23 protein-coding genes and 1 pseudogene are annotated in these 25233 nt (G+C 62.4%); 15 read left to right on the top strand and 9 right to left on the bottom strand.

Features of this window, described 5'->3' with window-relative positions; genetic code table 11:
• Positions 1-30: 30 nt before the first annotated feature.
• From AC4LE2_RS09035 to AC4LE2_RS09020, 4 genes and pseudogenes are all read right to left on the bottom strand, one after another.
• Positions 31-429: pseudogene (locus AC4LE2_RS09035) on the bottom strand (EAL domain-containing protein); the annotation flags it as partial.
• Complete coding sequence (locus AC4LE2_RS09030) at positions 311-772, bottom strand: MHYT domain-containing protein (protein WP_491825428.1); 462 nt, start codon at positions 770-772, stop codon at positions 311-313. The gene AC4LE2_RS09030 and the pseudogene AC4LE2_RS09035, both read right to left, overlap by 119 nt.
• On the bottom strand, positions 693-917 hold the full coding sequence (locus AC4LE2_RS09025) for an MHYT domain-containing protein (RefSeq protein ID WP_491825427.1): 225 nt from the start codon (positions 915-917) through the stop codon (positions 693-695). Before AC4LE2_RS09025 ends, AC4LE2_RS09030 begins: the two co-directional genes overlap by 80 nt.
• 171 nt (positions 918-1088) lie before the next feature.
• A complete protein-coding gene (locus tag AC4LE2_RS09020; protein ID WP_491825426.1) occupies positions 1089-1565 on the bottom strand; it encodes a GNAT family N-acetyltransferase in 477 nt (158 codons plus the stop codon).
• 90 nt (positions 1566-1655) lie between these two features.
• On the opposite strand from AC4LE2_RS09020, the gene AC4LE2_RS09015 reads away from it, so the two are divergent.
• The 8 genes from AC4LE2_RS09015 to AC4LE2_RS08980 all read left to right on the top strand — a co-directional run bounded on the left by AC4LE2_RS09015 (position 1656) and on the right by AC4LE2_RS08980 (position 10412).
• Positions 1656-1787 (top strand): hypothetical protein, encoded by a 132-nt coding sequence (locus tag AC4LE2_RS09015; protein WP_491825425.1) that lies wholly within the window; start codon positions 1656-1658, stop codon positions 1785-1787.
• Positions 1788-2052: 265 nt separating this feature from the next.
• The gene (locus tag AC4LE2_RS09010) at positions 2053-3123 is read left to right on the top strand and encodes a 3-deoxy-7-phosphoheptulonate synthase (protein ID WP_491825424.1); all 1071 of its coding nucleotides are present in this window, start codon (positions 2053-2055) and stop codon (positions 3121-3123) included.
• Between the two features lie 87 nt (positions 3124-3210).
• Positions 3211-3492 (top strand): peptidylprolyl isomerase, encoded by a 282-nt coding sequence (locus AC4LE2_RS09005; RefSeq protein ID WP_430327818.1) that lies wholly within the window; start codon positions 3211-3213, stop codon positions 3490-3492.
• Between the two features lie 110 nt (positions 3493-3602).
• Entirely contained in the window at positions 3603-5459 is a 1857-nt protein-coding gene (locus tag AC4LE2_RS09000) for an extracellular solute-binding protein (protein ID WP_491825423.1), read from the top strand.
• On the top strand, positions 5456-6514 hold the full coding sequence (locus AC4LE2_RS08995) for a microcin C ABC transporter permease YejB (protein ID WP_491825422.1): 1059 nt from the start codon (positions 5456-5458) through the stop codon (positions 6512-6514). The genes AC4LE2_RS09000 and AC4LE2_RS08995 overlap by 4 nt, the downstream gene beginning before the upstream one ends.
• Positions 6511-7533 carry an ABC transporter permease gene (locus tag AC4LE2_RS08990; RefSeq protein WP_491828099.1) on the top strand — a complete coding sequence of 341 codons (1023 nt, stop codon included), beginning with the start codon at positions 6511-6513 and terminating at the stop codon, positions 7531-7533. The genes AC4LE2_RS08995 and AC4LE2_RS08990 overlap by 4 nt, the downstream gene beginning before the upstream one ends.
• A gap of 13 nt (positions 7534-7546) precedes the next feature.
• A complete protein-coding gene (locus AC4LE2_RS08985; RefSeq protein ID WP_491825421.1) occupies positions 7547-9142 on the top strand; it encodes an ABC transporter ATP-binding protein in 1596 nt (531 codons plus the stop codon).
• Between the two features lie 88 nt (positions 9143-9230).
• Complete coding sequence (locus AC4LE2_RS08980; protein ID WP_491825420.1) at positions 9231-10412, top strand: MFS transporter; 1182 nt, start codon at positions 9231-9233, stop codon at positions 10410-10412.
• Here the strand turns inward: AC4LE2_RS08980 and AC4LE2_RS08975 are convergent.
• On the bottom strand, positions 10407-11294 hold the full coding sequence (locus tag AC4LE2_RS08975) for a LysR family transcriptional regulator (protein ID WP_491825419.1): 888 nt from the start codon (positions 11292-11294) through the stop codon (positions 10407-10409). The two genes, AC4LE2_RS08980 and AC4LE2_RS08975, sit on opposite strands and share 6 nt — an antisense overlap.
• Positions 11295-11406: 112 nt before the next feature.
• On the opposite strand from AC4LE2_RS08975, the gene AC4LE2_RS08970 reads away from it, so the two are divergent.
• Positions 11407-12129 carry a pirin family protein gene (locus AC4LE2_RS08970; protein ID WP_491825418.1) on the top strand — a complete coding sequence of 241 codons (723 nt, stop codon included), beginning with the start codon at positions 11407-11409 and terminating at the stop codon, positions 12127-12129.
• A 150-nt stretch (positions 12130-12279) separates the two neighbouring features.
• Positions 12280-14367, top strand: a complete 2088-nt coding sequence (gene tkt, locus AC4LE2_RS08965; RefSeq protein ID WP_491825417.1) for a transketolase — start codon at positions 12280-12282, stop codon at positions 14365-14367.
• 40 nt (positions 14368-14407) lie between these two features.
• Here tkt and treS read toward each other — a convergent pair whose 3' ends face one another.
• Positions 14408-16474, bottom strand: coding sequence for a maltose alpha-D-glucosyltransferase (treS, locus tag AC4LE2_RS08960; protein WP_491825416.1), 2067 nt, complete (start codon positions 16472-16474; stop codon positions 14408-14410).
• A gap of 196 nt (positions 16475-16670) precedes the next feature.
• Here treS and AC4LE2_RS08955 point away from each other — a divergent pair, with 196 nt between their 5' ends.
• Complete coding sequence (locus tag AC4LE2_RS08955) at positions 16671-18200, top strand: sensor domain-containing diguanylate cyclase (protein ID WP_491825415.1); 1530 nt, start codon at positions 16671-16673, stop codon at positions 18198-18200.
• Between the two features lie 18 nt (positions 18201-18218).
• Here AC4LE2_RS08955 and AC4LE2_RS08950 read toward each other — a convergent pair whose 3' ends face one another.
• Positions 18219-18911: a metallophosphoesterase gene (locus AC4LE2_RS08950; protein WP_491825414.1), complete on the bottom strand. Its 693-nt coding sequence runs from the start codon at positions 18909-18911 to the stop codon at positions 18219-18221.
• A 22-nt stretch (positions 18912-18933) separates the two neighbouring features.
• Entirely contained in the window at positions 18934-19482 is a 549-nt protein-coding gene (locus AC4LE2_RS08945; RefSeq protein ID WP_491825413.1) for a DUF4946 domain-containing protein, read from the bottom strand.
• 164 nt (positions 19483-19646) lie between these two features.
• Between AC4LE2_RS08945 and AC4LE2_RS08940 the strand changes: the two genes are divergently transcribed.
• Positions 19647-19832 (top strand): hypothetical protein, encoded by a 186-nt coding sequence (locus AC4LE2_RS08940; protein WP_491825412.1) that lies wholly within the window; start codon positions 19647-19649, stop codon positions 19830-19832.
• Between the two features lie 111 nt (positions 19833-19943).
• A complete protein-coding gene (locus tag AC4LE2_RS08935; RefSeq protein ID WP_491825411.1) occupies positions 19944-21071 on the top strand; it encodes a mechanosensitive ion channel family protein in 1128 nt (375 codons plus the stop codon).
• Between the two features lie 65 nt (positions 21072-21136).
• Here AC4LE2_RS08935 and AC4LE2_RS08930 read toward each other — a convergent pair whose 3' ends face one another.
• Complete coding sequence (locus tag AC4LE2_RS08930) at positions 21137-21385, bottom strand: hypothetical protein (RefSeq protein ID WP_491825410.1); 249 nt, start codon at positions 21383-21385, stop codon at positions 21137-21139.
• Positions 21386-21680: 295 nt separating this feature from the next.
• On the opposite strand from AC4LE2_RS08930, the gene AC4LE2_RS08925 reads away from it, so the two are divergent.
• Positions 21681-22718, top strand: coding sequence for an NADP(H)-dependent aldo-keto reductase (locus tag AC4LE2_RS08925; RefSeq protein WP_491825409.1), 1038 nt, complete (start codon positions 21681-21683; stop codon positions 22716-22718).
• Positions 22719-22828: 110 nt separating this feature from the next.
• On the top strand, positions 22829-25177 hold the full coding sequence (locus AC4LE2_RS08920; RefSeq protein WP_491825408.1) for an FdhF/YdeP family oxidoreductase: 2349 nt from the start codon (positions 22829-22831) through the stop codon (positions 25175-25177).
• Positions 25178-25233: the final 56 nt, after the last annotated feature.

The following is a 25233-nucleotide window of genomic DNA, read 5'->3' as shown; positions in this document are numbered from 1 at the left end:
CGCACTGCACAAGACGCCAGTATGGGCGCCGATGGCGGCCATGAACCGCATGGCCGGCTCTGGTCGGCCAAACAAATAGCCCTGCACGCCATCACAACCCAAGCGCGTGAGGAAGGCTTGTTGATCGGGGGTCTCCACCCCTTCGGCTACCGTACGCAAGCCCAAGGCCTGCCCCAGTGCCGCGATTGCGCCGACGATGGCCGCATCGTCACTGTCTTGGGGTAAGCCCTTCACAAAGCCCCGGTCGATTTTCAACTCACTGGCAGGCAGCCGCTTGAGGTACATCAGACTGGAATAGCCTGTGCCAAAGTCATCGATGGAAATATCTACGCCCAGGTCGGCCAACTGCTGCAAGACCGCCATGCTGGCATCCGGGTCGCTCATGGCGGTGGTTTCCGTGACTTCCAACGTCAGGTTGCTGAAAGGCAGCCAGGTGCATGGCGTCATCAGGGTGATGCAGGGAGACCAGCCCATCGCGGCTTAACCCACGTGCGCCATCAGCGGCGCAGCAGCTGCCTTCCGGGAAGCGTACCGCCGCCATGGCGGTGTAATGCATGCCGGCCATGCCCGAACCCAGTATCAGCGCACCCACTGCCAACCGAGGCCAGGATAAGACGGCGCGGCTGATGACCCAAAGTGCAAAGCCTGCGCTGGCGACCGCGATGGCCAAGGCAAGCGACGTAATATCCAGGTCATAACCCAGCGCGATAGGTAAGTTGAACGCAAGCATGCCAATGAAGTGCATCGACCAGATGCCGATACCTAGCGCCAATGAGCCACCGCAGATCCACAGCGCAGCGGCGCGGCCAGTGGCGGCTACAAATACGCCCAGCCAGGCTCAGCGCCGTATAGGCGGCCAGCATGGCAACCAGGCAGGAAATAACGACTAGGGGTGAAGAGTACGTACCTGTGAGCATGCGGCTATTCCACACAACCTTTGATGAAAGAGACCTCTGCCCTGCCATGGCCTAGCACTGGCTACACGACCGGATGCTACAGGCGCTATGCAACTGTATTGAGCGATTTTAATTCGCGCGCTAAATAATTAACAAACAGTCTGCATTATGGTGTTGATTGTAAATTTCTATTCAACGAATTACCCAATCCATGGTTTGCGCCGCCCTGCCAGGCTGAGTAGCAAGGGGCCGCTCCATCCGCCAAAAGCAGCTGTCTTCGCCTACCATCGCCAGCCGCTTACGGGCGTACAGCTTTTGCGCCGGGTTGTCTTTGAACACCATTAGCCTCAATCGCCTGAGGTTTCGCTGCTCACCCAGGGTGACGGCGTAGTCCAGCAACGCAGCGCCGGTGCCTTTGCCCCGTGCCACCTCGATCAAATGCAGCTCACGGATATACAGGGCCTGGGCATCGACGCTCAGGCTGACAAAGCCCAGCGGGCCCTCACCTCGGTAGAGGAGGTAATTCTCGCGCCAGCCCCAGCCTGTGTCGAAGTCATGGTCACGCCACAGCAGGCCGTGGCGGGTGTAATAAGGCATCATCGTGCGTCGAGCCAGGGCCCGCGCGAACGGCAGGTCTGCGTCACTGGCGGGCTTCAAGACAAGTTCCACAGGCCGCTCCAAGGTATAAACAGATGGCACCAAAGCATTGCGATGGCTGAAGCGCTCACGTAAGCTTTCTGCACATCAGGAGCCCTTAGCATGCCCGCCCTTATCCTCACTGCCAACCCTTCCCCAGCCTGCGCACAGCGCATGGCGGGCACAGGTGTGGCTGTTGGTCAGGCACAAGGCGGCGCGTATTTTAGCTATTGGTTTAGCCAACGGCGCCTCTGAGGTTCAGATTCAGGCGCCCCGCAACCGGGTAGCCTGACAGCGTTTTCAACAACCCCCGGTCGGCTAGCTGATCGGGGGTTTTGTTTTTTCTACGTGCAATCGCTGGAGCACCACCATGCCTTACGCCACTTACCGCAACGCGTCGACCGACACCTGGCGATTTACCCACTGCACTGCCCTTCACACCCGCGCGCACATGCGGCCTCGAACACCCTCACCTGCCCGTTTGCGTGCCTGACACGCAACGGGCGACAAGGATCGCCCCATGAATACCCAGGTAGCACTTTCCCTCTCCACGCGTAACTCGCCGACATCACTGCCAGCGCTAACGGCATCATCCAGTGGCCACGTACTCCCTAGCGTGCGCCAACTGCGCCAGGTTCTCCCCCTTCCCGATCATTTGCACCAGCAGGTAACCGGTCATCGCCAGGCCATCCGCGACATCCTGACGGGCCGCGATTCGCGGCTGTTGGTGATCGCTGGCCCTTGTTCGTTGCACGACCCCAAGGCCGCCCTTGACTACGGCAAACGCCTTGCGGCCTTGGCCGACGCGCTTAAAGACAGGCTGTTGATCGTGATGCGTGCGTATGTCGAAAAGCCCCGCACGACCGTGGGCTGGAAGGGGCTGTTGTACGACCCCCACCTTGATGGCAGCCACGACATGCCGCACGGCCTGAGGTGTGTCCGTGAGCTCAAGCTGGCGCTGCTGGAGCTGGGCCTGCCCTTGGCGGGTGAGTTGTTGCAGCCGCTTGCCAGCGCGTATTTCGACGACTTGCTGGCCTGGGCTGCGGTTGGCGCCCGTACCACTGAGTCGCAAGTGCACCGCGAGATGGCCAGCGGCCTGGCGCTGCCGATTGGGTTCAAGAACGGCACCGATGGTTCGCTGAGCGTGGCCTGCGACGCCATCCGTAGCGCTGCCCATGCCCACAGCTACTTGGGCATCAACGCCGACGGGCAGCCAGCTGCAATCGAGAGTGAGGGCAACCCCGACTGCCATCTGGTGCTTCGGGGCGGCCATGGCGGGCCTAACTACGACGCCCTTCATGTGGCCCGTGCACAGGCAGCCTTGCTCAAAGCCGGCGTCAACCCGCGCGTGGTGGTGGACTGCAGCCATGGCAACAGCGGCAAGGACCCGCTGCGCCAACCGCAAGTGCTGGCCGAGGTACTGCGCCAGCGGCGGCAGGGCAACGCGGCGGTGGTGGGCGTGATGCTGGAAAGCCACCTCTTCGGCGGGGCTCAGCCCCTCGGGCCCACCCTGCGCTACGGAGTGTCGGTCACCGATGCCTGCCTGGGCTGGAGCGCGACCGACGCTGCGCTGCGCGAGGCGTGCCAGTAGCCAACGCCCCTACCGCCAGCAATCCCGCTGGCCTCATGCGCCAGCGCGGGTTAGGCTAGCCCGTTCATTTAACGAGGAGTACTTCACATGGCTAAAGCCACCGCACGCCACATCCTGGTTTCCAGCGAAGACAAGTGCAACGAACTCAAAGCGCAAATTGAAGGCGGCGCCGACTTCGCCGAAGTCGCCAAGGCCAATTCGTCCTGCCCGTCGAGCCGTCAAGGCGGCGACCTGGGCTCCTTTGGCCCAGGCCAGATGGTCAAGGAATTCGATACGGTCGTCTTCAGCGCACCGGTCAACACCGTGCAGGGCCCGGTAAAAACCCAGTTCGGTTATCACCTGCTGGAAGTCACCAGCCGTCAGGATTGACCGCTGGCGTGAGATAAAAGCGGCTCGCTCTATGGCGGGCCGTTTTTTTTCCACGCGCGGGCGTGCATGATGGCAACCAGGCATTTCCCCGAACCTGCTCAAGGCTGCCAATGCGATCGGTTTTAGTGTTTCTAGGTTGCGCGCTCGCGCTCTGTTCAACCGCTCCAGCCCTTTGCATCGCCGCCGCCCAGCACGCCCTCACGGTCTATGGTGAGCCCGCCAAATACCCGGCCGGCTTTGAGCACTTTGCCTACGTCAACCCCCAAGCCCCTAAAGGCGGTAGCTTTCGGCGCGCCGCGCTGGAGATTGGCCAGTTCGATCACCTGATGCCCTTCATCGACAAAGGCACAGGCGTGTCACAGATCGACGGCTTGGTGTACTCGCCCCTCGCGGTGCGCTCGCTGGACGAGCCTTACACGGTATACGGCTTGGTGGCCCATGCCATGGCATTGAGCGAGGACGGCCTCACTCTCCGCTTCTACCTGGACCCTCGTGCCCGCTTCGCCGATGGCACGCCTATCACCGCTGAGGACGTGCGCTTTACCTTCGAGTTGCTGATGACCCAAGGCAGCCTTCGCTACCGGGCGCAGTTCGCGGACGTGGCCCGTGTTGAGGTAGAGGGCGAACGCCAGGTGCGTTTTGACTTCAAGCGCCGTGACAGCCGGACCCTGCCGCTGGACGTGGCAACGTTGCCGGTTTTCCCGGCGCACTGGTGGAAAACCCGCGACTTCGCCAATGGCGGAGGCTTCGAGCCGCCTCTGGGCAGTGGGCCTTATCAGGTGAGCAAGGTCGATAACGGCCGCAGCCTGACGTTCCAGCGAAACCCCAACTGGTGGGGCAAGGATCTACCTGCAGCACGGGGCATGTACAACTTCGACCAGGTCAGCGTGGAGTATTTCGCTGACATCGACGTAGCCCGCCAAGTACTGCGAGGCGGCGGCTTTGATTACAACCGGGAGTTTTCAGCCACCGGCTATACCCTGGGGTATGCCGGCCCTGCCTTGGACGACGGCCGCCTGCAACGCGCGCACCTGGCGCCCAAAGGGCTGCAATCCGCCCAGGGCTATGTGTTCAATCTGTCACGGCCGCTGTTTCAGGACCGCCGGGTACGCCAGGCCCTGGCCCTGCTGTGGGATTTCGAGTGGAGCAACCGGCAGCTGATGCGCAACCTCTATATTCGTCAGCAGAGCTATTTCTCCAACAGCCCACTGGCGGCCACGCACGCCCCCAACCCGGCGGAATTGGCTATTCTGGAGCCCCTGCGCGGCCAGGTGCCCAACGAGGTGTTCGGCCCGGCCTTCAAGGCGCCCATCACCGACGGCACCGGCTACATTCGTGACAAGCAGCTGCAGGCCCTGGCACTGCTGGCCGACGCCGGGTGGCGCCCCGAGGGCGACCGGCTGGTAAATGCACAGGGCGACCCCTTGAGCTTTACCTTTCTCAATACCCAGGCCAGTCTTGAACGCCTGCTACTGCCGTATAAGCGCACGCTTGCACAGATCGGGATCGACCTGCAGATCCGCAGGATAGACCCTTCGCAATACCTGAACCGCCTGATGGCCCGCGACTACGACATGATCGTTGCCGGCTACCCGGTGTCCGCCTCGCCAGGGCTGGAGCTGTACAACTATTTCGGGTCGGCTGCGGCCACCGATACAGGGTCCGGCAACTACATGGCCTTGCGCGACCCTGCCGTGGACACGCTGATCGATGGGGTGGCCAAGGCCACCACCTACGACGACATGGTCGACCACGCCCATGCCCTGGACCGGGTGCTGCAATGGAATGACTACTGGATACCCAACTATTACCCACCAGGCACCTCCACCGTGTGGTGGAACCGCTTTGGCATGCCGCGCGAACAGGCCGCTTATGAAGAGGCGCCAGACACGTGGTGGGAAGTGAGCCCGCAGCCACTGACCAGCGCCCAGATGGCCGCCCGCCTCAGCACGGCGCCACGGCCATGAGCGGGTACATCCTGCGGCGCCTGCTGTTGATCGTGCCCACCTTGGTAGTGATCTTGCTGGTGAACTTCGTGATCGTGCAGGCCGCGCCGGGCGGGCCGGTCGAACAAGCCATCGCGCGCCTGCAAGGGCTAGGCGAGGGCCAGGCTGGCGCGAGCGGGGGGGAGGCGGTGCAGGGCAGCTCGCGCGCGAGTCGCGGCCTGGACCCGGCGATGATCAAGGACATCGAACGCCAGTACGGCTTTGACAAACCCGCACCGGAGCGGCTCTGGCTGATGCTCAAGCACTATGCAGTGTTTGATTTCGGCACCAGTTTTTTCAAAGGCCAGAAGGTCACTGACCTGATCGTGGAGAAGATGCCGGTCACCTTCTCCTTGGGGTTCTGGGCCACGCTCATCACGTACCTGGTGTCTATCCCTTTGGGCATCCACAAAGCGGTACGCCATGGCAGTGCCTTCGATGTGTGGACCAGCAGCGCCGTGGTGATCGGTTACGCGATGCCGTCTTTTCTGTTCGCCATGCTGCTGATCGTGGTGTTCTGCGGTGGTACCGGGCTGGACTGGTTCCCGGTACGAGGCCTGGTGTCCGAGGGCTTTGACCAGTTGTCGCCCTTGGGCAAGGTGGCCGATTACTTCTGGCACCTGGTGCTGCCGGTGTCGGCGCTGGTCATTGGCGGCTTCGCCAGCCTGACCATCCTCACTAAAAACGCCTTTCTCAACGAAGTGACCCGCCAGTATGTGGTCACCGCCCGCGCCAAGGGCGTCAGCGAGCGGCGGGTACTGTACGGCCACGTGCTGCGCAACGCCATGCTGCTAGTGGTCGCTGGCCTGCCCCAGGCCTTCATCAGCGTGTTCTTTGCAGGCTCCCTGCTGGTCGAGGTGATCTTCTCCCTGAACGGCCTGGGCCGCATGAGCTACGACGCCGCTGTGTCTCGGGACTACCCCGTAGTGTTCGGCTCGCTGTTTTTATTCACCCTGTTTGGGCTATTGATCAAACTGCTGGGGGACCTGTGCTACACCCTGGTCGACCCGCGCATCGACTTTTCGAGGCACCGCTGATGCGCCTCTCTCCCCTGGCGCAGCGACGCCTCAAGCGCTTACGCCAGCACCGGCGTGGCTGGTGGTCCCTGTGGCTGTTGGCACTGCTCCTGCTCATCTGCCTGGGCGCAGAGCTGGTGGCCAATGACAAGCCCCTGGTGCTCAAGGCGGGTGGGCAGTATTACTTCCCGGCGTTCACTCGCTATACCGAAGCCCAACTGGGCGGCGTCTTGCCCTTCCAGCCCGACTACCGCAGCGACTACGTCCGCCAACTGGTGGCACGCCAAGACGGCTGGATGCTGTTCCCCCCCATTCCTTTCGGCCCGGACACACCCAACTACGACCTGACCCAACCTACCCCCAGCCCGCCCAGTGCAGTGAACTGGCTAGGCACCGATGACCAGGCCCGCGATGTGCTCGCCCGGGTGATCTATGGGGCGCGGGTATCAATTCTATTCGCCTTGGCCCTTACCCTGCTCAGCTCGCTGATCGGGATCGCGGCCGGTGCCTTGCAAGGCTATTACGGGGGCTGGGTAGACTTGCTTGGGCAACGGCTACAGGAGGTGTGGTCAGGCCTGCCGGTGCTATACCTGCTGATTATCTTGTCCGGGTTCGTGGAGCCTAGTTTCTGGTGGTTACTAGGGATCATGACGCTGTTTTCCTGGCTGGCCCTGGTCGACGTGGTTCGCGCCGAATTTCTGCGCGGACGCAACCTTGAGTACGTCAAGGCCGCCCGGGCCTTGGGCGTGCCCAGCCGCACCCTGATCGTGCGGCACATTCTGCCTAATGCCATGAGCGCTACCCTCAGTTACCTGCCGTTCATCCTCACCGGCGCAATCACAACGTTGAGCGCCCTGGACTTTCTGGGTTTTGGCATGCCGGCCGGCAGCGCGTCGCTGGGCGAACTGATCGCGCAGGGCAAGCAGAACCTGCAGGCCCCGTGGCTTGGGCTGACAGCGTTCTTCTCGTTAGGGGTCATCCTTTGCCTGCTGGTATTCATTGGCGAGGCGCTGCGCGATGCGTTCGACCCACGAGTTTGAAACGGAGGCTGCCATGAGCGCGCCCTTGATCGAAATCCGCGACCTGTGCATTGCCTTCGACGGTGCACCGGTGGTGCGCGGCCTTTCGTTGGACATCGCCGCCGGTGAATGCCTTGCATTGGTCGGCGAATCCGGCTCGGGCAAATCAGTAACCGCCAACGCCATCCTGCAATTGTTGCCCGGCAACAGCCACAGCCAGGGCAGCATCCGCTACCGAGGGCAAGAATTGCTCGGCGCCCCCGCGGCCACCTTACGGCAGGTACGGGGTAACCGTATCGCGATGATCTTTCAGGAGCCCATGACGTCCCTGAACCCCTTGCACACCGTAGCCCAGCAAATCAGCGAAACCTTGCTGGTGCACCGCGGCCTGGCTGGGCCGGCAGCCAGGGCCCGGGTGCTCGAACTCCTGGCCCTGGTCGGCATCGCAGACCCTGCGCAGCGGTTGAAGGCCTACCCCCACCAGCTCTCCGGCGGGCAGCGCCAGCGGGTAATGATTGCCATGGCACTGGCCTGTGAACCCGACCTGTTGATCGCCGATGAGCCCACCACCGCGCTGGACGTCACGGTACAGCGCACGATCCTCTTGTTACTCAAGTCGTTGCAGCAACGCTTAGGGATGTCGCTGTTGCTCATCAGCCACGACCTGAACCTGGTCCGTAGCATCGCCCAGCGCGTGTGTGTGATGCGGGCCGGGCAGATCGTCGAGCAGGCCCCGTGCGAGACACTCTTCCAAACCCCTCAGCACCCCTACAGCCGCCTGTTGCTGGACGCCGAGCCCGCAGGCGAGGCGCTGCCCGGTGGCACGCGCGACACCGTCTTGCAGGTGGCCGATCTGAAAGTCTGGTATGCCTTGGGCGGTGGCCTGTGGCGTAAGCCCTGGCGGTACATAAAAGCCGTGGACGGCGTAAGCCTGGAGGTGCAGCACGGCAAAACCCTGGGGATCGTTGGCGAATCGGGCTCGGGTAAATCAACCCTGGGCCAGGCCATTCTCAGGCTGATCGATGCCCAAGGCAGCATTCATTTTCAGGGGCACGACTTACAACGCTTGAGCCAGAAGCAACTGCGGCCGTGGCGCCGCACGATGCAGGTGGTGTTCCAAGACCCTTACGGCAGCCTGAGCCCCCGCATGACCGTGGCGCAGATCGTCTCCGAAGGCCTTGAGGTTCACCTGCAGGCCAGTGCCCGTCAGTGCGACGCCGCCGTCATCGAGGCGCTTGAAGAGGTGGGCCTGGACCCAGCCACCCGTCACCGTTACCCCCATGAGTTTTCCGGCGGCCAGCGGCAACGTATCGCCATTGCGCGCGCCTTGGTGCTCAAGCCTGAACTGATCTTGCTGGACGAGCCCACGTCGGCATTGGACCGTACCGTGCAGAAGCAGGTGGTGGCGTTGCTGCGGGACCTCCAGGCCAGGCACGGCCTCACCTATCTGTTCATCAGCCACGACCTGGCCGTGGTCCGCGCCCTGGCCCATGACATTCTGGTGCTCAAGGATGGCCAGGTGGTGGAGTACGGCGCCAGCCAGGACCTGTTCACCGCGCCACGCCACCCCTATACCCGTGAGCTGCTCATGGCGTCGGCGCTGGGCGACCCCACCAAGGGCCCAGCTTGATGGCCCGGCGAACGTCAGCCAGGTATGCTTGACGCTCGCCGTCGGCTTGCCGGGCCACCCTGCCAGCCTCTACTTGCCGGACACTGACATGACCCAACACCCTCACGATCACGCCCCACTAACGTCCGGGCTGGTACTGCTTTTTGCCTTTTGCTGTGGCGCTATCGTTGCCAACATTTACTACAGCCAACCCATCATCGAGCTGATAGCCCCAGCGGTTGGCCTGTCGATGCACGGCGCCAGCCTGGTGGTGTCGCTCACCCAAGTGGGCTATGCCCTGGGGTTGTTCCTGCTGGTGCCGCTGGCTGACCTGCTGGAAAACCGCCGGCTGATTCTGGCCACCGTGGTAGTGGCTGCACTAAGCCTGCTCGCGGCTGCCTTCAGCGCGAAAGCCAGCCTGTTCCTAGGCATTTCCCTGCTCATCGGCTTTAGCTCCGTGGCGGTTCAGATGCTCATTCCCATGGCGGCGCACATGGCGCCCGAGGCACGGCGTGGGCGGGTAGTGGGCAACATCATGAGCGGTCTGCTGCTGGGCATTTTGCTGGCGCGCCCCCTCGCCAGTGTGGTGGCCGACCACCTCGGCTGGCGTGCGGTGTTCATCCTCGCTGCGCTGGTGATGGTTGCCATCCTGGTGCTGCTGGCCGTCACCCTGCCACGGCGCCAGCCTGCCCACTCGGCCACCTACTGGCAATTGCTGTGGTCCATGGCGCAGTTGATCAAGCGTTACCCGGTGCTGCGCGAACGGGCCTATTACCAAGCCTTGATGTTTGCAGCCTTCAGCCTGTTCTGGACCACGGTCCCTCTGCAGCTATCGCGGGTCCATGGCCTGAGCCAGACGCAGATCGCCCTCTTCGCCCTGGTAGGCGCCATGGGCGCCGTGGCTGCACCCGTGGCAGGCCGCCTGGCCGACGCCGGCCATAGCCGCGCGGCCACCCTGCTGGCTTTGCTGCTGGCGCCGGTCGCGTTCCTGTGCGGCGTGCTGCCCGGCAATGGGGTGTTCTGGCTGGGCGTGACGGGGGTGCTGCTGGATTTTGCGGTGCAGATGAGTATGGTCACCGGCCAGCGCATCATCTACGCACTCGATGCCCAAAGCCGCGCACGCCTGAACGGCCTGTACGTGACCAGCATCTTTATTGGCGGGGCCGTGGGCTCGGCGTTTGCCAGCAGCCTGTACGAGCGCGCAGGCTGGGCCGGAGTGGTGGCCCTTGGCACCGCGCTACCGCTGCTGGGGCTCGGGTTGTTTCTGGCGCGGCCACGCAGCAGGTCATAGGGCACTGCCCAATTGCTCACGTAAAAACTCCACCAGCACCTGCACCGCCCTTGAGGCCTGCCGGTGCTGCGGGTACAGGGCGGACAGCCCTAGCGCCGGTGGCCGCCAGGCGTCGAACACCCGGACGAGCTGGCCGGCCTCCAGCGCCCGGCGCACGATGAACAACGGCAGGTACGTGATGCCCAGCCCCGCCACGGCCGCGTCGCGCAGCACCTCACCGTTGTTGGCACGTAACCGCCCATTGACGTTCACCACCTGCGGCTTGCCGTCCCGTTCGAATCGCCATTGCGCCGTGCGGGCATGGCCGTAGGGCAAGCAGGCATGGGCCGCCAGCGCCGCGGGGGTTTCAGGCAGCCCCCGCGCCGCCAGGTACGCCGGGCTGCATACCCACACCCGCTCCACTTCAGCGATGCGTCTGGCGATCAGGGTGGAATCCTGTAGCTCACCGATGCGCAAGGCCAGGTCGAACCCCTCGGCCAGAAGGTCGACGGAGCGATCGCTCAAGTCCACCTCCAGGGTAATGGCAGGGTAGCGTTGCATGAATAACGGCAATAACCCGCTGAGGTGTTCAACCGCAAACGACAGCGGTGCGCTTACGCGCAGTGTTCCCTGAGGCTGCCCTTGCTGACCCGCGATGCGCTGCTCCACCTGTTCTACGTCGGCGACCAAACGCAATGCGGCCTCATGGTAGGCGTGCCCTAAGGGGGTGACGTCCAGGCGCCGGGTGGAGCGGTTCAGCAGCCTGACGCCGAGGCGCGCCTCCAGTTGCATGATGCGCCGGCTGATGAACTGCTTGGACACACCCAACTGGTTGGCTGCACCGGTGAAGCTGCCGGCCTCCAATACCTGTGCGAACAAGCGCATGTCTTCGAACGGGTTCATGGCACTGCCTATTGTCAACCAAGGTGAGACAGTATGGCCCGAGCTGCCTACTTAATACAGGCGCGGCAGGACAGTACACTGGCCGCACGCACCGTTGATCGAGGTAACTCACATGCTGACCTTACGCAAAGCCCACGACCGCGGCCTGGCCAACCATGGCTGGCTCACGTCCTTCCATACGTTTTCCTTCGCGTCTTATCGCAACCCGGCTGAACAAGGGTTTTCAGACCTGCTGGTCATCAACGATGACCGCGTAGCGCCTGGGAAAGGCTTCGGCCAACACCCCCACCGGGACATGGAGATTTTCTCCTATGTGCTGGAAGGCGAACTGGCGCACGAGGACAGCCTCGGCACGGGCTCGGTCATCGCCCCCGGCGACGTGCAGCTCATGAGTGCAGGCAGCGGTGTGACCCACAGCGAATTCAACCACTCCGACCACGCACCGGTGCATTTTTTGCAGATCTGGATCGTGCCTGATGCTCAGGGCGCACAGCCGCGTTACCAGCAGCAGCACTTTACCCCTGAAGCCAAGCGCGGGCGGCTGTGCCTGATCATCTCGCCAGACGGCGCTGATGGGTCGTTGCAGGTGCGCCAAGACGCCAGGGTGTATGCGGGCGTGTTCGACGGTGAGGAGCAGGCTGAGCTGAGGCTGGCGGCCGACCGCTACGCCTATGTTCATGTGGCCCAAGGCAGCATAACCCTCAACGGCCAGGCCCTGAGCGAGGGTGACGGGGTGCGGGTACGCCAGGAGCAGGCCCTGACGTTCAGCAAGGGCAAAAGCGCCGAGGTATTGGTGTTCGACCTTCGCCCCAACGAGTTGCCTGGCATGGCGTGAGGGCACTGACCCTGCGTTCTTCATGCACACCAGGTACCGACAAAAGCAACTCAACCGTCCCCTCGCGGTCAGCTTCATAACCAGCACGGTTACGGAGCCGGCCGCGCGCCGGTCCGCTAATCGACTCACCGTCGACCAAGGACCTGAACCATGCAAGCACCCTCCTCCCTGTCTACCGCTGACCGCGACGCACGCGACCGCCTGTGTACCGACACCATCCGCACGCTGAGCATGGATGCGGTACAAAAAGCCAACTCCGGGCACCCGGGTACGCCTATGGCCCTGGCACCGGTGGGCTATACCCTGTGGAGCAAGTTCCTGCGCTACCACCCCGACCACCCGGATTGGCCCAACCGCGACCGTTTTGTACTGTCGGCGGGGCATGCTTCGATGCTGCTGTATTCGCTGCTGCACCTGGCCGGCGTGATCGAGATAGACGCCCATGGCAAGCCCTCCGGGCAACCGGCGGTGAGCCTGGACGACATCAAGCAATTCAGGCAGATGTCTTCAAAGACGCCAGGGCACCCTGAGTACCGCATGACCACGGGTGTGGAAACCACGACCGGCCCCCTTGGGCAAGGCTGCGCCAACAGCGTAGGCATGGCCATGGCCAGCCACTGGCTGGGCGACCGCTTCAATCGCCCGGCCGGCACGCTCTTCGATTACCGGGTGTTCTCACTGTGTGGGGACGGCGACATGATGGAAGGCGTCAGCAGTGAGGCCGCCTCCCTGGCGGGCCACCTCAAGCTGGGCAACCTTTGCTGGATCTACGACAACAACACCATCAGCATCGAAGGCCATACCGAACTGGCCTTTAGCGAAAACGTGATCACACGGTTCAAAGGCTATGGCTGGGACACCTTGCACGTTAAGGATGCCAACGACATCGCTGCGCTGACGCAGGCGTTCGAGCAGTTCGATGGCAAAGGCCAGGCCCCCTTGTTGATCGTGGTAGACAGCGTGATCGGCTATGGCGCGCCCACCAAGCACAACACGGCGGCGGCTCACGGCGAGCCGTTGGGCGAAGAAGAGATTCGCCTGGCAAAAACCGCCTACGGCTGGGACCCGGACGCTCAGTTCAGCGTGCCCGAAGACGCCAAGGGGTGGCTGCAAGCACAGCTGCGTGAACGCAACCAAGGCGCCTATGACGCTTGGGAAGCCAGCCACAAGGCCCTTGAGGCCAGCGATGGCAACCTGGCAGATCAACTGACGCGCATGCGTGCCGGAGAGATGCCAGAGGGCTGGAACGCCAGCCTCGAACTGTTCCCCACTGACACCAAAGGCATTGCAAGCCGCCAGGCCGGCGGCAAGGTACTCAACGCCTTTGCGCAACAGATCCCCTGGTTGTTGGGCGGCTCAGCCGACTTGTCGCCCTCTACCAAAACCAACCTCACCTTCGAGGGTGCCGGCAGCTTTCAGGCGGGGCAGTACCAAGGGCGTAACCTTCACTTTGGGGTACGCGAGCATGCCATGGGCGCCATCGCCAACGGTTTGGCCCTGTGCTACCTGCGGCCCTACACCTCAACCTCCCTGGTGTTCAGCGACTACATGAAGCCGCCCATTCGCCTGGCCGCGATCATGGAACTGCCCGTGGTGTTCGTCTTCACCCACGACTCCATTGGCGTGGGCGAGGATGGGCCTACCCACCAACCTATCGAGCAGTTGGCGCAATTGCGCGCCACACCTGGCGTGCTGACCCTGCGCCCAGGCGATGCCAACGAGACCGCCCAAGCCTGGAAGGTGGCGCTGGCCCAGACGTCCCAGCCCTCCTGCATCATTCTCAGCCGTCAGCCCCTGCCCACCCTGGACCGCAAGCGTTATGCCGCCGCCGAAGGGGTAGAGAAAGGTGCCTATGTGCTAGCCGATAGCGACAAGCCGCAGGTGCTGTTGCTGGCCACCGGCAGCGAGCTGAGCTTGGCCGTAGAGGCGCACGAACACCTGTACGCCGAAGGAATCGGCAGCCGCGTGGTGTCGATGCCGTGCTGGGAGTTGTTCGAAAGCCAGGATCAAACCTACAAGGACAGCGTCTTGCCCCCTGCCCTCACCGCCCGAGTGGCGATCGAACAGGCCGGCCCGCTGGGCTGGGACCGGTACGTTGGGATGACCGGAGCGAAAGTGGTGATGAACAGCTTTGGCGCGTCTGCGCCAATCAGCAAGCTGCAAGCTCAGTACGGCTTTACCGTGGAAAACGTCGTGAAACTGGCCAAGGCGCAAGTGGCCCAGGCCACCGGTAAGTAAACGGTTGGGCGCCAGGTTGCCTGGCGCCCAACCCTGGGTTTTACAGTGGCAGTGACGCGCTGACCACGCGCAGTGCCAGACCCTCGTAAGGGTCCAGGCTGATGGTAAAGGCACCTTCTTCGGTCAAGTCGCCTTCCACCCGCTCATTGATGATGTCTACCACCGGGCCTGGGGCGATGCCTGGCAGGTGCAGGGTCTCGACCAAGGCTTCGCTGCCGAAGTTGAGCGCAGTGATCTGCGTGCCTCGCCCCGCTGGCAACTCATGCACCATGATCAGCAACGACGGGTGCTCCGTGTCCGGCACCATGATCTGCTTACTGGCGGCAATGTCATACGCACGCCGCACGGCGAGGATTTTCTTCAGCTGGGAGGCGAAGGAATCCGGGCGTTTGAGTTGGTCCACCAAGCTCCCGTAGAGGCTGCGCGCCATAGGCATGCCGCCTGAGGACACTTCGGCGGTGGGGTCCAGCCCTGTCAGGTCGTAGGCACCCCGATGAATCCAGCGGGTGTCACCGTCAGTCATCAAGTGCGCTACCTGCTCGGCAGGCAACGGCAAGGCACCGGCCAAATCCCAGCCTGACAACGCAAACACGCCCGGCTGCATGGCGTTGTACATCACCAGCAACAGGTGAATGTGCTTGATGCGCTCAATGTCTTCATCGGTCAGGGTGTCCAGGTCACGGATACCCAGCGCGGCGGTGATGATGCTGGCGGTGGTACAGGACACGCCGTTGGTGACGAACTTGAGGTTGTAGGGCGCGTGCTCACCCGCCAAATGCTCGTACATCTCCTCACGGATGTGTTCGCGCAAGATGTTGCCGGGGAACGTCTGGCCCTGGTACAGGAACTGGTCATGGGCGTGCAACGTCCAGAAATGCACCAGCTCAAGGGTCAGCTCGTCATGGTTTTGCAGCGCATGGATCAGCGACGCCGGGTCAATGCCAAAGCGGTGCATCTCTTTGAGCATCAAGCGCAGGAACTCAGTGCGCCCGGTGAGCAAGGCGTGCTGGTAAGCAGGCCGCGTAATGAAGTCGTACGACAGATCCGCGCCGCCATGGGACATGGACGCGATGTCGTCGATGGTCAGGTTCAGCTCCTGGAAGCTAAACCCACCGGCTTTACGGATAGCCCCACCCAGCAGTTGGTTGCCGTTCACGGACAGCGGGTGGCTTTCAGACCAGGCATTACCTTCCGGCCGGCGCTCTACCCCCAGGAAGCCGTTGGCGTCCAGGCGCAGAATGCGCGCACCCACCACATCAATGGCGTGCAAGGCATCACCGATGATCATCTGCTGTGCTGCGAAGCTTGGGTCCAGCCAGTTCAATGACGGCTGGCCTTCCTTGAAGTAATGCAGGTACACCCAGCGCCGAGGCTTGCCGTCGACGCCTACCACTACGGGGGTAGCGCTCCAGTCGGTTTCCTTTACGCCGGGCTCGAAGAAGATCACCCGCTGCAGTTGCCCAACGATGTAATGCTTGTCTCGCAGCAGGTCTACCAAGGCTGGAGGCAGGTTAATAGCATCGCGGCCTTCGGGTATTTCAGGCAATAGCGACCAGTCTTCCTCACGGATCTCCACCATGTGGAACAGCCCTGGGTACTCTTCGTAGGCCATCTCGGCCAGACGGAAGTCTGCGCCTTTGCCCGTGTGAGACGGGATGGCATCCTCGATAACCACGGCATTGTGTGCCGCAGCCAGGCGCGCCAGGGACACCAGCTCTGCCTCGGTGCCCAAAGTAGGGTCGATCTCAAAGCTGATACGGTCGAAGTTGCCGTCGATGGTAGGCGTCTGGGTTTTGCCACGCAGCCCGCCGGAAAGTTTCAGCGGGCCGTTATGGATGCCCTGGATGCCCACCTCGGACAAGGCGTGCCAGAGGGCTTCATCACCCAAGGCCTGCAGCACCGAGCCGCCCTCTCGGGTCACGATCGACGCGGGGTAGGCGGTAAACCAAACGGAGGCAATGGCCGAGGCGTCACGTGGGCGCGCATGCGCGAACGGCCGCTGCCACAGTCGGGCCTGGCCTGAGTACAGCTTGGCCCGTTGCTTTGCGGCGTTGAGCATCGAGCGCTCCACCAGCCAACGTACGTGATCCGGATCCGGGGGGGTCATAGGCTACCTGCGGTTGAAGGGGTCTTGTTTCAGAGTGCGGGCAGCGACGAATGTTGCATCGGCCATGTGCGGCACTCACAGCACCTTGCTATGCCCCTGCTACACACGTGTCAGGCCCGTGCTACACAGGTGCAGCCTGCGCAAGAATGCGGCCTTTCGGTTGCGGGCGTTCGGGATCACGGTCATGATTCGCGCCATGCCCGATCATCCCCTCACCGCTCCCGCTCCCAGCCAGAATCCGGTCACCCTTGCGCTCGCGCTGATTGTGGTGATGGTGCTGTCATTGGTAGGCCTGGACCTCTGGCAGAGCTGGACGTCGCGCCAGCAAGCCTTGGCCAGTGCGCAGGCAAACGTGTCCAATCTGGCTCGCTCGCTGGCCGAGCATGCGGGTAACACAGTAGAAGAAGCCGACATCGTCTTGCTGGGCCTGGTGGAGCGCGTCAGGGTCGATGGCACCAGCGAAGCCACGCATCGGGCACGCCTGCATGAGCTGATGAAGCGGCTCACCGGGTCACTGGAGCAGTTGCACGATGTGTTCATCTACGACCGTGAGGGGCGCTGGCTGGTCACCTCCAACGACAATGCCCCCTCAGACGGCAACAATGCTGACCGCGAGTACTTCATTTACCACCGCACCCACGAGGACCTGAGCGCGCACCTTGGGCCGGTGATCCGTAGCCGTTCGAGCAATGAACTGATCTTTACCCTGTCGCGGCGCATCAACGACCGCCAAGGCCAATTTGCCGGGGTGGCCCTGGCCACCCTTAACGTGGATTACTTTCGGCGCTTCTACCACGCCTACGCATTGGACCCTGACGGGGTCATCACCCTGGCCATGGCCGACGGTACGCTGCTGGCACGCCGCCCCTACGCGCCTGCACTGATTGGCACCAGCATCGCCAAGGGCGTGATTTTTTCGCAACTGTTGCCCCTGGCCGGTGCCGGCACGCGCATGTTGCCGTCGGTGGTCGATGGCGTAGAGCGCCTGTACGCTTACCGGGCAGTGGGCCGTTACCCACTGGTGATCCTCGCGGCAGAATCCAAAGCGTATCTATTAGCCGACTGGCGGGCCAACCTGCTGCGCACCGCATTGGTCATTTGCCTGCTGCTCACCACCACCTGCGCGTTTGGCGCGATATTGATTCGGCAACTGCGCCAAACGGCCCGCACTGAAGCGCAACTGCGCGACGCCCATGCCGCGCTTGAGCAGATGGCAATGCAAGACAGCCTCACCGGGCTTGCCAACCGGCGCCAGCTCGACGAGGCGTTGCCGCGAGAAATCAGCCGGGCCCGGCGCAACGGCCTGCCGCTGGGGCTGATCATGCTCGATATCGATCACTTCAAAGCGTACAACGACCTCTACGGCCACCCTGCCGGCGACACCTGTATCCAGCAGGTCAGCCAGGCCGTCAACGCCACGGTAGGGCGCGCCAGTGACCTGGTGGTGCGCTATGGCGGCGAAGAGCTTCTGGTGCTGCTGCCTGAGTGCGATTGGCCCGGTACGCTGCGGGTGGCTGCGCGGATCGTTGAAGCGGTGCGTGACCTAAACATCGGGCACGCCGGTAGCCCTTATGGGACCGTCACGTTAAGCGCAGGCGCTCATGTATGGTCCAAGGACGATACCGTGCCAAGACCGCAGGCGTTGGTCGAGGCGGCTGATGCGGCGCTGTACCGGGCCAAGGCCCAGGGCCGCAATCGGGTGTACCCTCCGGCGCCTGAGGCGTGACGCCTGGCCCTGTCATCGTCAGGCAGGTACCACTTTCAGCTGCCCTAGCTCCAGCAGGCTGAAGTACCCCTCGCTCCAGCCGGCAGTGTCTATGTGCCAGACGTTGCCCAGGCGCTTTGGCCTGCGTAGCGGGGTATGCCCTACCACCACCGCCCTCACGTCGCGCACCGGGCTTTCGTCACGCTGCTTGAGCCGCGCCCGCGACCATTGGAAGGTGCTCTCCAGCTCGATGGCCGGGTCTATCGCACCACTGAGGTACTCACGCAATGTGGTCCAGCTACTGAAGGGGCAATGGGCATGCACCAGCCCTACCAGGCCCAGCGCCGTCTCCACTTCAAGGGCCACCGGCAAGCCCGTGAGGCGCCGGGCGCACTCACGCTGGAAGGCGGCAGGGCTTTCCATGAACCAGGTGCCGCCACTTCGCCGGTAGTCCACAGGGTCCAATTGCGGGTCACGGTCTACATACTGCTGGGTCAGCACTTCGTGGTTGCCCTGCACGGCGCAAAACCAGGGCTGGTCCAGCCATTCCAGTGCACGCGGGCTCTCCGGCCCTCGGTCGACCAAGTCACCTACGCTGAAAAGACGGTCTTGCGTGGGGTCGAACCCCGCACGGTCCAAGGTAGCTTCGAGGCGGCTGAAATGCCCATGGATGTCCCCTACCGCGTAGTCGCGGCCTACCGGGTTCGGCCCATAGTGTTCGAATCGCGCCATTGCCTGCTCCTTTACCGGCCGATCATTGTTGTGCATTGAGTACGAGCGAGCTGCGGATCTCCAGCACCGCCCCCTCATTGGCCAGGTAGCCGGCGGGCGTGCCGGCGTATGACAGCCCCCACGCCTGCGTAGGGCCAGCCGCCGCAAGCAGGGTCTGGGTAATCACATGCCCGCCGTTAAGCGTGATGGTGCAGGTGGTTTCGGCAGCCGGTACGTTATCGAGGCTACTGGTTTTGATTCGTGTGCAGGCACTTTGATAGCCGCTACGGGAAAAGTTCTGTTGGATTGCCTTGCGCATCTCTAGCACTACCCCCGCCACGTTGACCACGTGACTAGGCTCTACCGGGCTTTGGCTCAATTCCACGACCATTTCAGGGTCGCCGTTGGCGTTGGGCTTGACTGCGCGCTCTCGAATTACCTCGCTCCCCGGCTCTGCGGGCACAGGCTCGACGTTCCAGCCGGCAGGCCAAATGATTGAAAGTGCGTCCGCGCGCGCGGGTTGCGCTGCCGCACATGACATGCAAAAGGCGCCCAGGATAACGGCGCCGTGGGGCTGCCAGCGGTTCTGCATCACGATGCTCAGTCTCGGAAAATGCGGCAGTTTCGCAGCCTACCGTCGCTTCGTACAGCGGGCCGTTGCGGTGGGCCTCGCTTGGGGCCCATGAAGGCTCAGTGGGAACCTTCTGCAATGATCGCCTCTCCTTAACCTGAACCCCTAGTCAGAGGCATCAGCGTATGAACCCCCTTACCGAAGGCACCGAAGAACACGGCCCGAGCGGCGTTCCTTTTATAAATGACCCTGCAAAGCCTGCAAACCAAGGCAAACCCGGCACAGTGAATGACCCAGGCAACGAGGACCCAGGCTCGACCCTGGACGACGCTCAGGTGCCCCTGCTCGATGATGACGAAATGCCCGAGTAACGCTCAGATCCTCGAGCCGTTGCGTTGTTAAGCGCCAAATAGAGGCCTCGCCGGGAACCGCCGAGGCCTGGCCTGGGTCGGTATCTTTTCACGCCAACTGAGGTCTGCTCCATGGATTTTATTCCGCCTTCCTGGCTGGACCGTATCCCCCTGCCCTGGCTGAGCACGCTCATCGCCGCAGCAGCGGCCGTGGCGGTCGTGCTGTTGATCCGCTGGGTAGGCTACGTCGTGCTGATGCGCCTTTCTCGCCATCTGATCCTGGCCCGTCAGTTCGTCGACCACGCCAAACGCCCTTCCCTGTGGTTGATGCCGCTGTTGGCACTGCAATCGGTCTGGACCTCCGCGCCTGACGACCTGTTGCTCATCAATACCGTCCGGCACCTGAACGGCCTGCTGGTCGTGATGGCCTTCACCTGGCTGGGCCTGAGCTGCGTGGCCGCGGTGGCCGACACCATTGCAATCAGAAACCCGCTGGACATCGAAGACAACCTCAATGCCCGACGTATCCAGACCCAGGTGCGGGTGCTGGTGCGCTGCCTTAATGTGGTGGTGATCCTGTTCGGTAGCGGGCTGATCTTGATGAGTTTCCCCGCCGTTCGCCAGATAGGCACCAGCCTGCTGGCCTCCGCCGGGCTGGCGGGGCTCGCGGCGGGCTTTGCCGCAAAACCTGTGCTGGGCAACCTGATCGCAGGTTTGCAGATTGCGATTTCCCAACCGATTCGTTTGGACGACGTGGTAATCGTCGAGGGCGAATGGGGGCGTATCGAAGAGATCTCAGGCAGCTATGTAGTGGTCAAGATCTGGGATGAACGCCGCCTGGTAGTGCCGCTCACCTACTTTATCGAGAAACCCTTCCAGAACTGGACCCGCAGCGCGTCCAGCCTGATTGGCTCGGTATTTGTCTGGGTGGACTATTCCCTGCCGCTGGAAGTGCTGCGCGAGGAGGTTAAACGCATCTGCGCAGAAATCCCGCACCTGTGGGACGGCCGCGTGTGCGTGCTGCAGGTGACTGACACCAGCGAGAAGTCCATGCAGTTACGGGTGCTGCTCAGCTCGGCGGACTCCTCACGCAGTTGGGACGCCCGCTGCCATATGCGCGAGCGGCTGATCGCCTTCATTAATCACGAGTACCCCCAGTGCCTGCCTCAGTTGCGCGCCGAAATGCAGACGAAAACAGTCCGCCCCGATGTCCATCAAGCCATCAGGCCAGAAGATATCGAGCGTCAACCACCGGTATGAGCATTATTGTTGTAGGCATGCCGTGCCCTTCAGGGGCGCGGATGAAGCGAGGCGTAGCAGCGGAGTCAGAGCGTTTGTTCGGTCGCGGCCATGGATTGAATCACCACGGTCTTCTGCGCCTCGGTCAAATGATCCCAATAGTGCGTCTTGGCAAACATCCCCAGGCCGCCAGCGATATACAGGCTCAGCACGACCACGGCGAGGATGGCCAACGGTGAGAAGCTGTCTTCGGGATCGTCACGGCCGGTGGAGGTCAACAACTCTTGAATGCGTTTGAAGAAGTGGGACAGGTACAGCAATACTTGGCGACCCATGATAGGTATTAGAACCTCGGAAAAGATGCACTCAAATGGCCTGCTCGCGTTAAAGCGCCTTGGGGCAGAGGTCAGCGCGGCAGGGCTGAAGGAAATAATCTGTAACAGTTGTATGATAACCCAGGCTGCGGCAGTCAAATAGTTAGCCTGCTAGGCATTACGACGAACGTCGTGCGGCAATACGCCTCACCCCCAACCGGATACGTAGTGGTTAGCCCCCGCCGCGAACGGGTTTATACATCCTGCCCACCGGCTTGCCTCACGCGTACGCCTGGGCCCTACCTAAGGAGCATTCATGCACTATCGCGTATTGGGTAACACCGACCTGAAAGTGAGCGCCATTGCGCTAGGCACCATGACCTGGGGTGAGCAGAACACCCAGACCGAAGCCTTCGAGCAGATCCGCCTGGCCAAGGACGCCGGCGTAACCTTTATGGATACCGCCGAGATGTACCCGGTGCCGCCACGCGGCGAAACCTATACCAAGACCGAGCAGATCATCGGCAATTACTTGCGTGAGCATGGCGACCGGGCTGACTGGGTACTGGCCAGTAAAGTGGCAGGCCCAGGGCGCATGGACCACATCCGGGACGGCAACCCGCGCCTGGACCGCAAGAACATCACCGCCGCCCTTGAAGCGTCCCTGACGCGCCTGAACACCGATTACCTGGACCTCTACCAGTTGCACTGGCCCGACCGCAAAACCAACTTTTTCGGCCAGCTGAATTACCAGCACCACGCCGATGATGCATTCACCCCTATCGAGGACACCTTGGAGGTACTTGATGAGCTGGTGAAGGCAGGCAAGGTTCGTCACATTGGCCTATCCAATGAAACCCCCTGGGGCACGCATCGCTTCCTGCACCTGGCAGAAACTCGCGGCTGGCCACGGGCAGTCTCGATCCAGAACCCCTACAACCTGCTCAACCGCACCTTCGAGGTGGGCTTGGCGGAAATCGCCTTACGCGAATCGATAGGCTTGCTGGCTTATTCACCCTTAGCGTTTGGTGTGTTATCGGGCAAGTACCTGAGCGGCGCCCGGCCAGAAAAGGGCCGGCTGACCTTGTTCGAGCGCTTCCAGCGCTACAACAACCCACAGGCGCAAGCCGCCGCAGCTGCCTATGTAGCACTGGCGCGCGAGCATGGCCTGGACCCTGCGCAAATGGCGCTGCAATTCGTGACCCAGCAGCCGTTCGTGACCAGCAACATCATCGGCGCAACCACGTTGGAGCAACTGCGCAGCAACCTGGCCAGTATCGACCTCACCTTCACGGACGAGCTGCGCGCCGCGCTGGATGCCATCCATACCCAGCACCCTAATCCCGCTCCCTGAACCATGCCCGCCATTGCGCCCCCCACTAGGCGCAATGGCCGCGCACCTGGACCGAACCTTTACCCGCTTCGCCACGTCGTAACAAATTATGACTGCGAAGAGCCACCCTCATGCGCCTGCATCCTCACGCTCGCTTTAAGCCTTATACTCACGCTGCTGGCGGCTGGGGGTCGGCGTATTCCGTGGCCAACATACTGCTGCGTGAAAAAGCCTTGGGTAAGGGCCCGGCGGCGCTGCTCAAGCAAAATAAACCCGGAGGGTTCGCCTGCGTAAGCTGTGCCTGGGCAAAGCCGGGCAAGCCTCACGCCATGGAGTTTTGTGAAAACGGCGCCAAGGCCACTGCGTGGGAGCTAACCTCCCTGCGCACCGCGCCAGACTTCTTCAGCGAACACACCCTCACTGAGCTGCGCACCTGGCCAGATCACGACCTGGAGCAGCACGGCCGGATCACCCAACCCTTGCGCTATGACGCGGCGACGGATAAATACCAGCCCGTGGCCTGGAACGAAGCCTTTGCCGCCATTGGCGACTCTCTGAAGGGGTTGCCGCCTGAAAGCGTGGTGTTCTATGCCTCCGGTCGCGCCTCCCTCGAAGCCTCGTTCATGTACCAGTTGCTGGCGCGCAGTTACGGCAATAACCATCTGCCCGACAGCAGCAACATGTGCCATGAGAGCACCTCTGTAGGCTTGCAAGAAAGCATTGGCGTACCCGTGGGAACCGTGACGCTGGCAGACTTCGCGCAAACCGACTGCTTTCTGTTTTTCGGCCAGAACGTGGGCAGCAATAGCCCTCGCATGCTGCACCAGTTACAGGAAGCCCGTGAGCGCAACGCAGAGATCCTGACCTTCAACCCGCTGCGCGAGCGTGGGCTTGAGGCGTTCGTGAATCCGCAGAACCCGGTGCAAATGCTGGGCCCTGAATCGACCAAGGTCAGCACCCAGTACCATCAGGTGGCAATCGGTGGCGACCTTGCGGCGATGGCCGGGATCATCAAGGCCTTGTTTGCACTGGATGCCGAGGCCTTGGCGGCAGGCCAGCCTGGTGTACTGGATCGGGCCTTCATTGCAGAGCACACCACCGGCTTCGAGGCGTTGGTCGCACAAATCAATGGCTACGCTTGGAGCAGCCTGGAGCGCCGCTCTGGCTTGACCCGTGGTGCGCTGGAAGCAACCGCCAAGGTGTACGCACGAAGCGAGCGGGTCATCGGCGTGTACGGCATGGGCCTGACCCAGCACCGCCACGGTGTAGCGAACGTGCAGATGCTGGTGAACCTGTTGTTGCTACGCGGCAATATCGGCAAGCCTGGTGCAGGTATCTGCCCGGTGCGGGGCCATTCCAATGTGCAGGGCCAGCGCACCGTTGGCATTACCGAAGACCCCAAGAAAGTACCCGTCGAGAACATCAAGGACGTACTAGGCATCGACGTGCCGGAGCAGAAAGGCTTCTGTACGGTGGATGCCTGTGAGGCAGTCCTGGACGGGCGAGTAAAAGGGTTTATCAGCCTGGGGGGCAACTTTGTTCGGGCCGTGCCCGATACCTTGCGCATGGAGCCCGCCTGGCAGGGCCTGGCGCTCAACGTGCAAATTGCCACCAAGCTCAACCGCAGTCACCTGTTGCCAGGGGCAAGTCAATGGCTGTTGCCCTGCCTGGGGCGCATTGAAATCGACCGGCAAGAGGGTATCGAACAGCGCTGGGCCACGGAGGACAGTACAGGCTGCATTACCGGCTGGAAGGGCCAGAGTGAACCGGCCAGTGAACACCTGCTGTCCGAGCCGGCGATCATCGCAGGTATCGCTCAAGCCACGCTGCCCGCCAACCCCAAGCTGGACTGGGACGCTTGGCGCCGTGACTACCGCAGAGTGCGGGCCGCCATTGCGCAGGTGTACCCCGAGACTTTCCATGACATGGAAACCCGCATGGACGAACCTGGCGGCTACCACCGGCCGCTCGCTGCAGCCCAGCGCCAATGGAATACCGACAGCGGCAAGGCGCAATTCACGCTGATGCCTACCCTGGACGCCGACGACGACATGCAGGTGGGCGGCGAGCACCGAGCCGTGCTGCAACTGATGACCCTACGCAGTAACGATCAATTCAATACCACCATCTACGGGTACGACGACCGCTTCCGGGGTGTGAAGGGCACACGCAAGGTGCTGTTCATGAACACCAATGACATCACCCGCCTAGGCTTTAGCGCAGGTGAGTGGATCAAGGTCACCACTGCGGTGGAAACCGATGTACCCCGTACAGTAGGCCCCTTCCAGGTATTGCCGTATGACATTCCACAAGGGTGCTGTGCAGGCTACTACCCTGAATGCAACCCGCTCGTACCGCTGTGGCACTACGCGGAAAAGAGCAAAGTGCCTGCGTCTAAATCCATCCCGGTTACGCTCATGCGGGCCTCCATGGAGCCGGGCGCAGTGCCCATCGAGCTAAAGCGCGGCCAGCAGTATTAGCTGTATATTTATCCAGATAAACCCTTGCAACCTGTCACTCGCCCAGCCATCCTTTC

The sequence above is a fragment of the Pseudomonas sp. 9.3L genome (genome assembly GCF_058536285.1).
The sequence above is the reverse complement of the archived record's forward strand: the minus strand, read 5'-3'. Positions and strand labels throughout refer to the sequence as shown.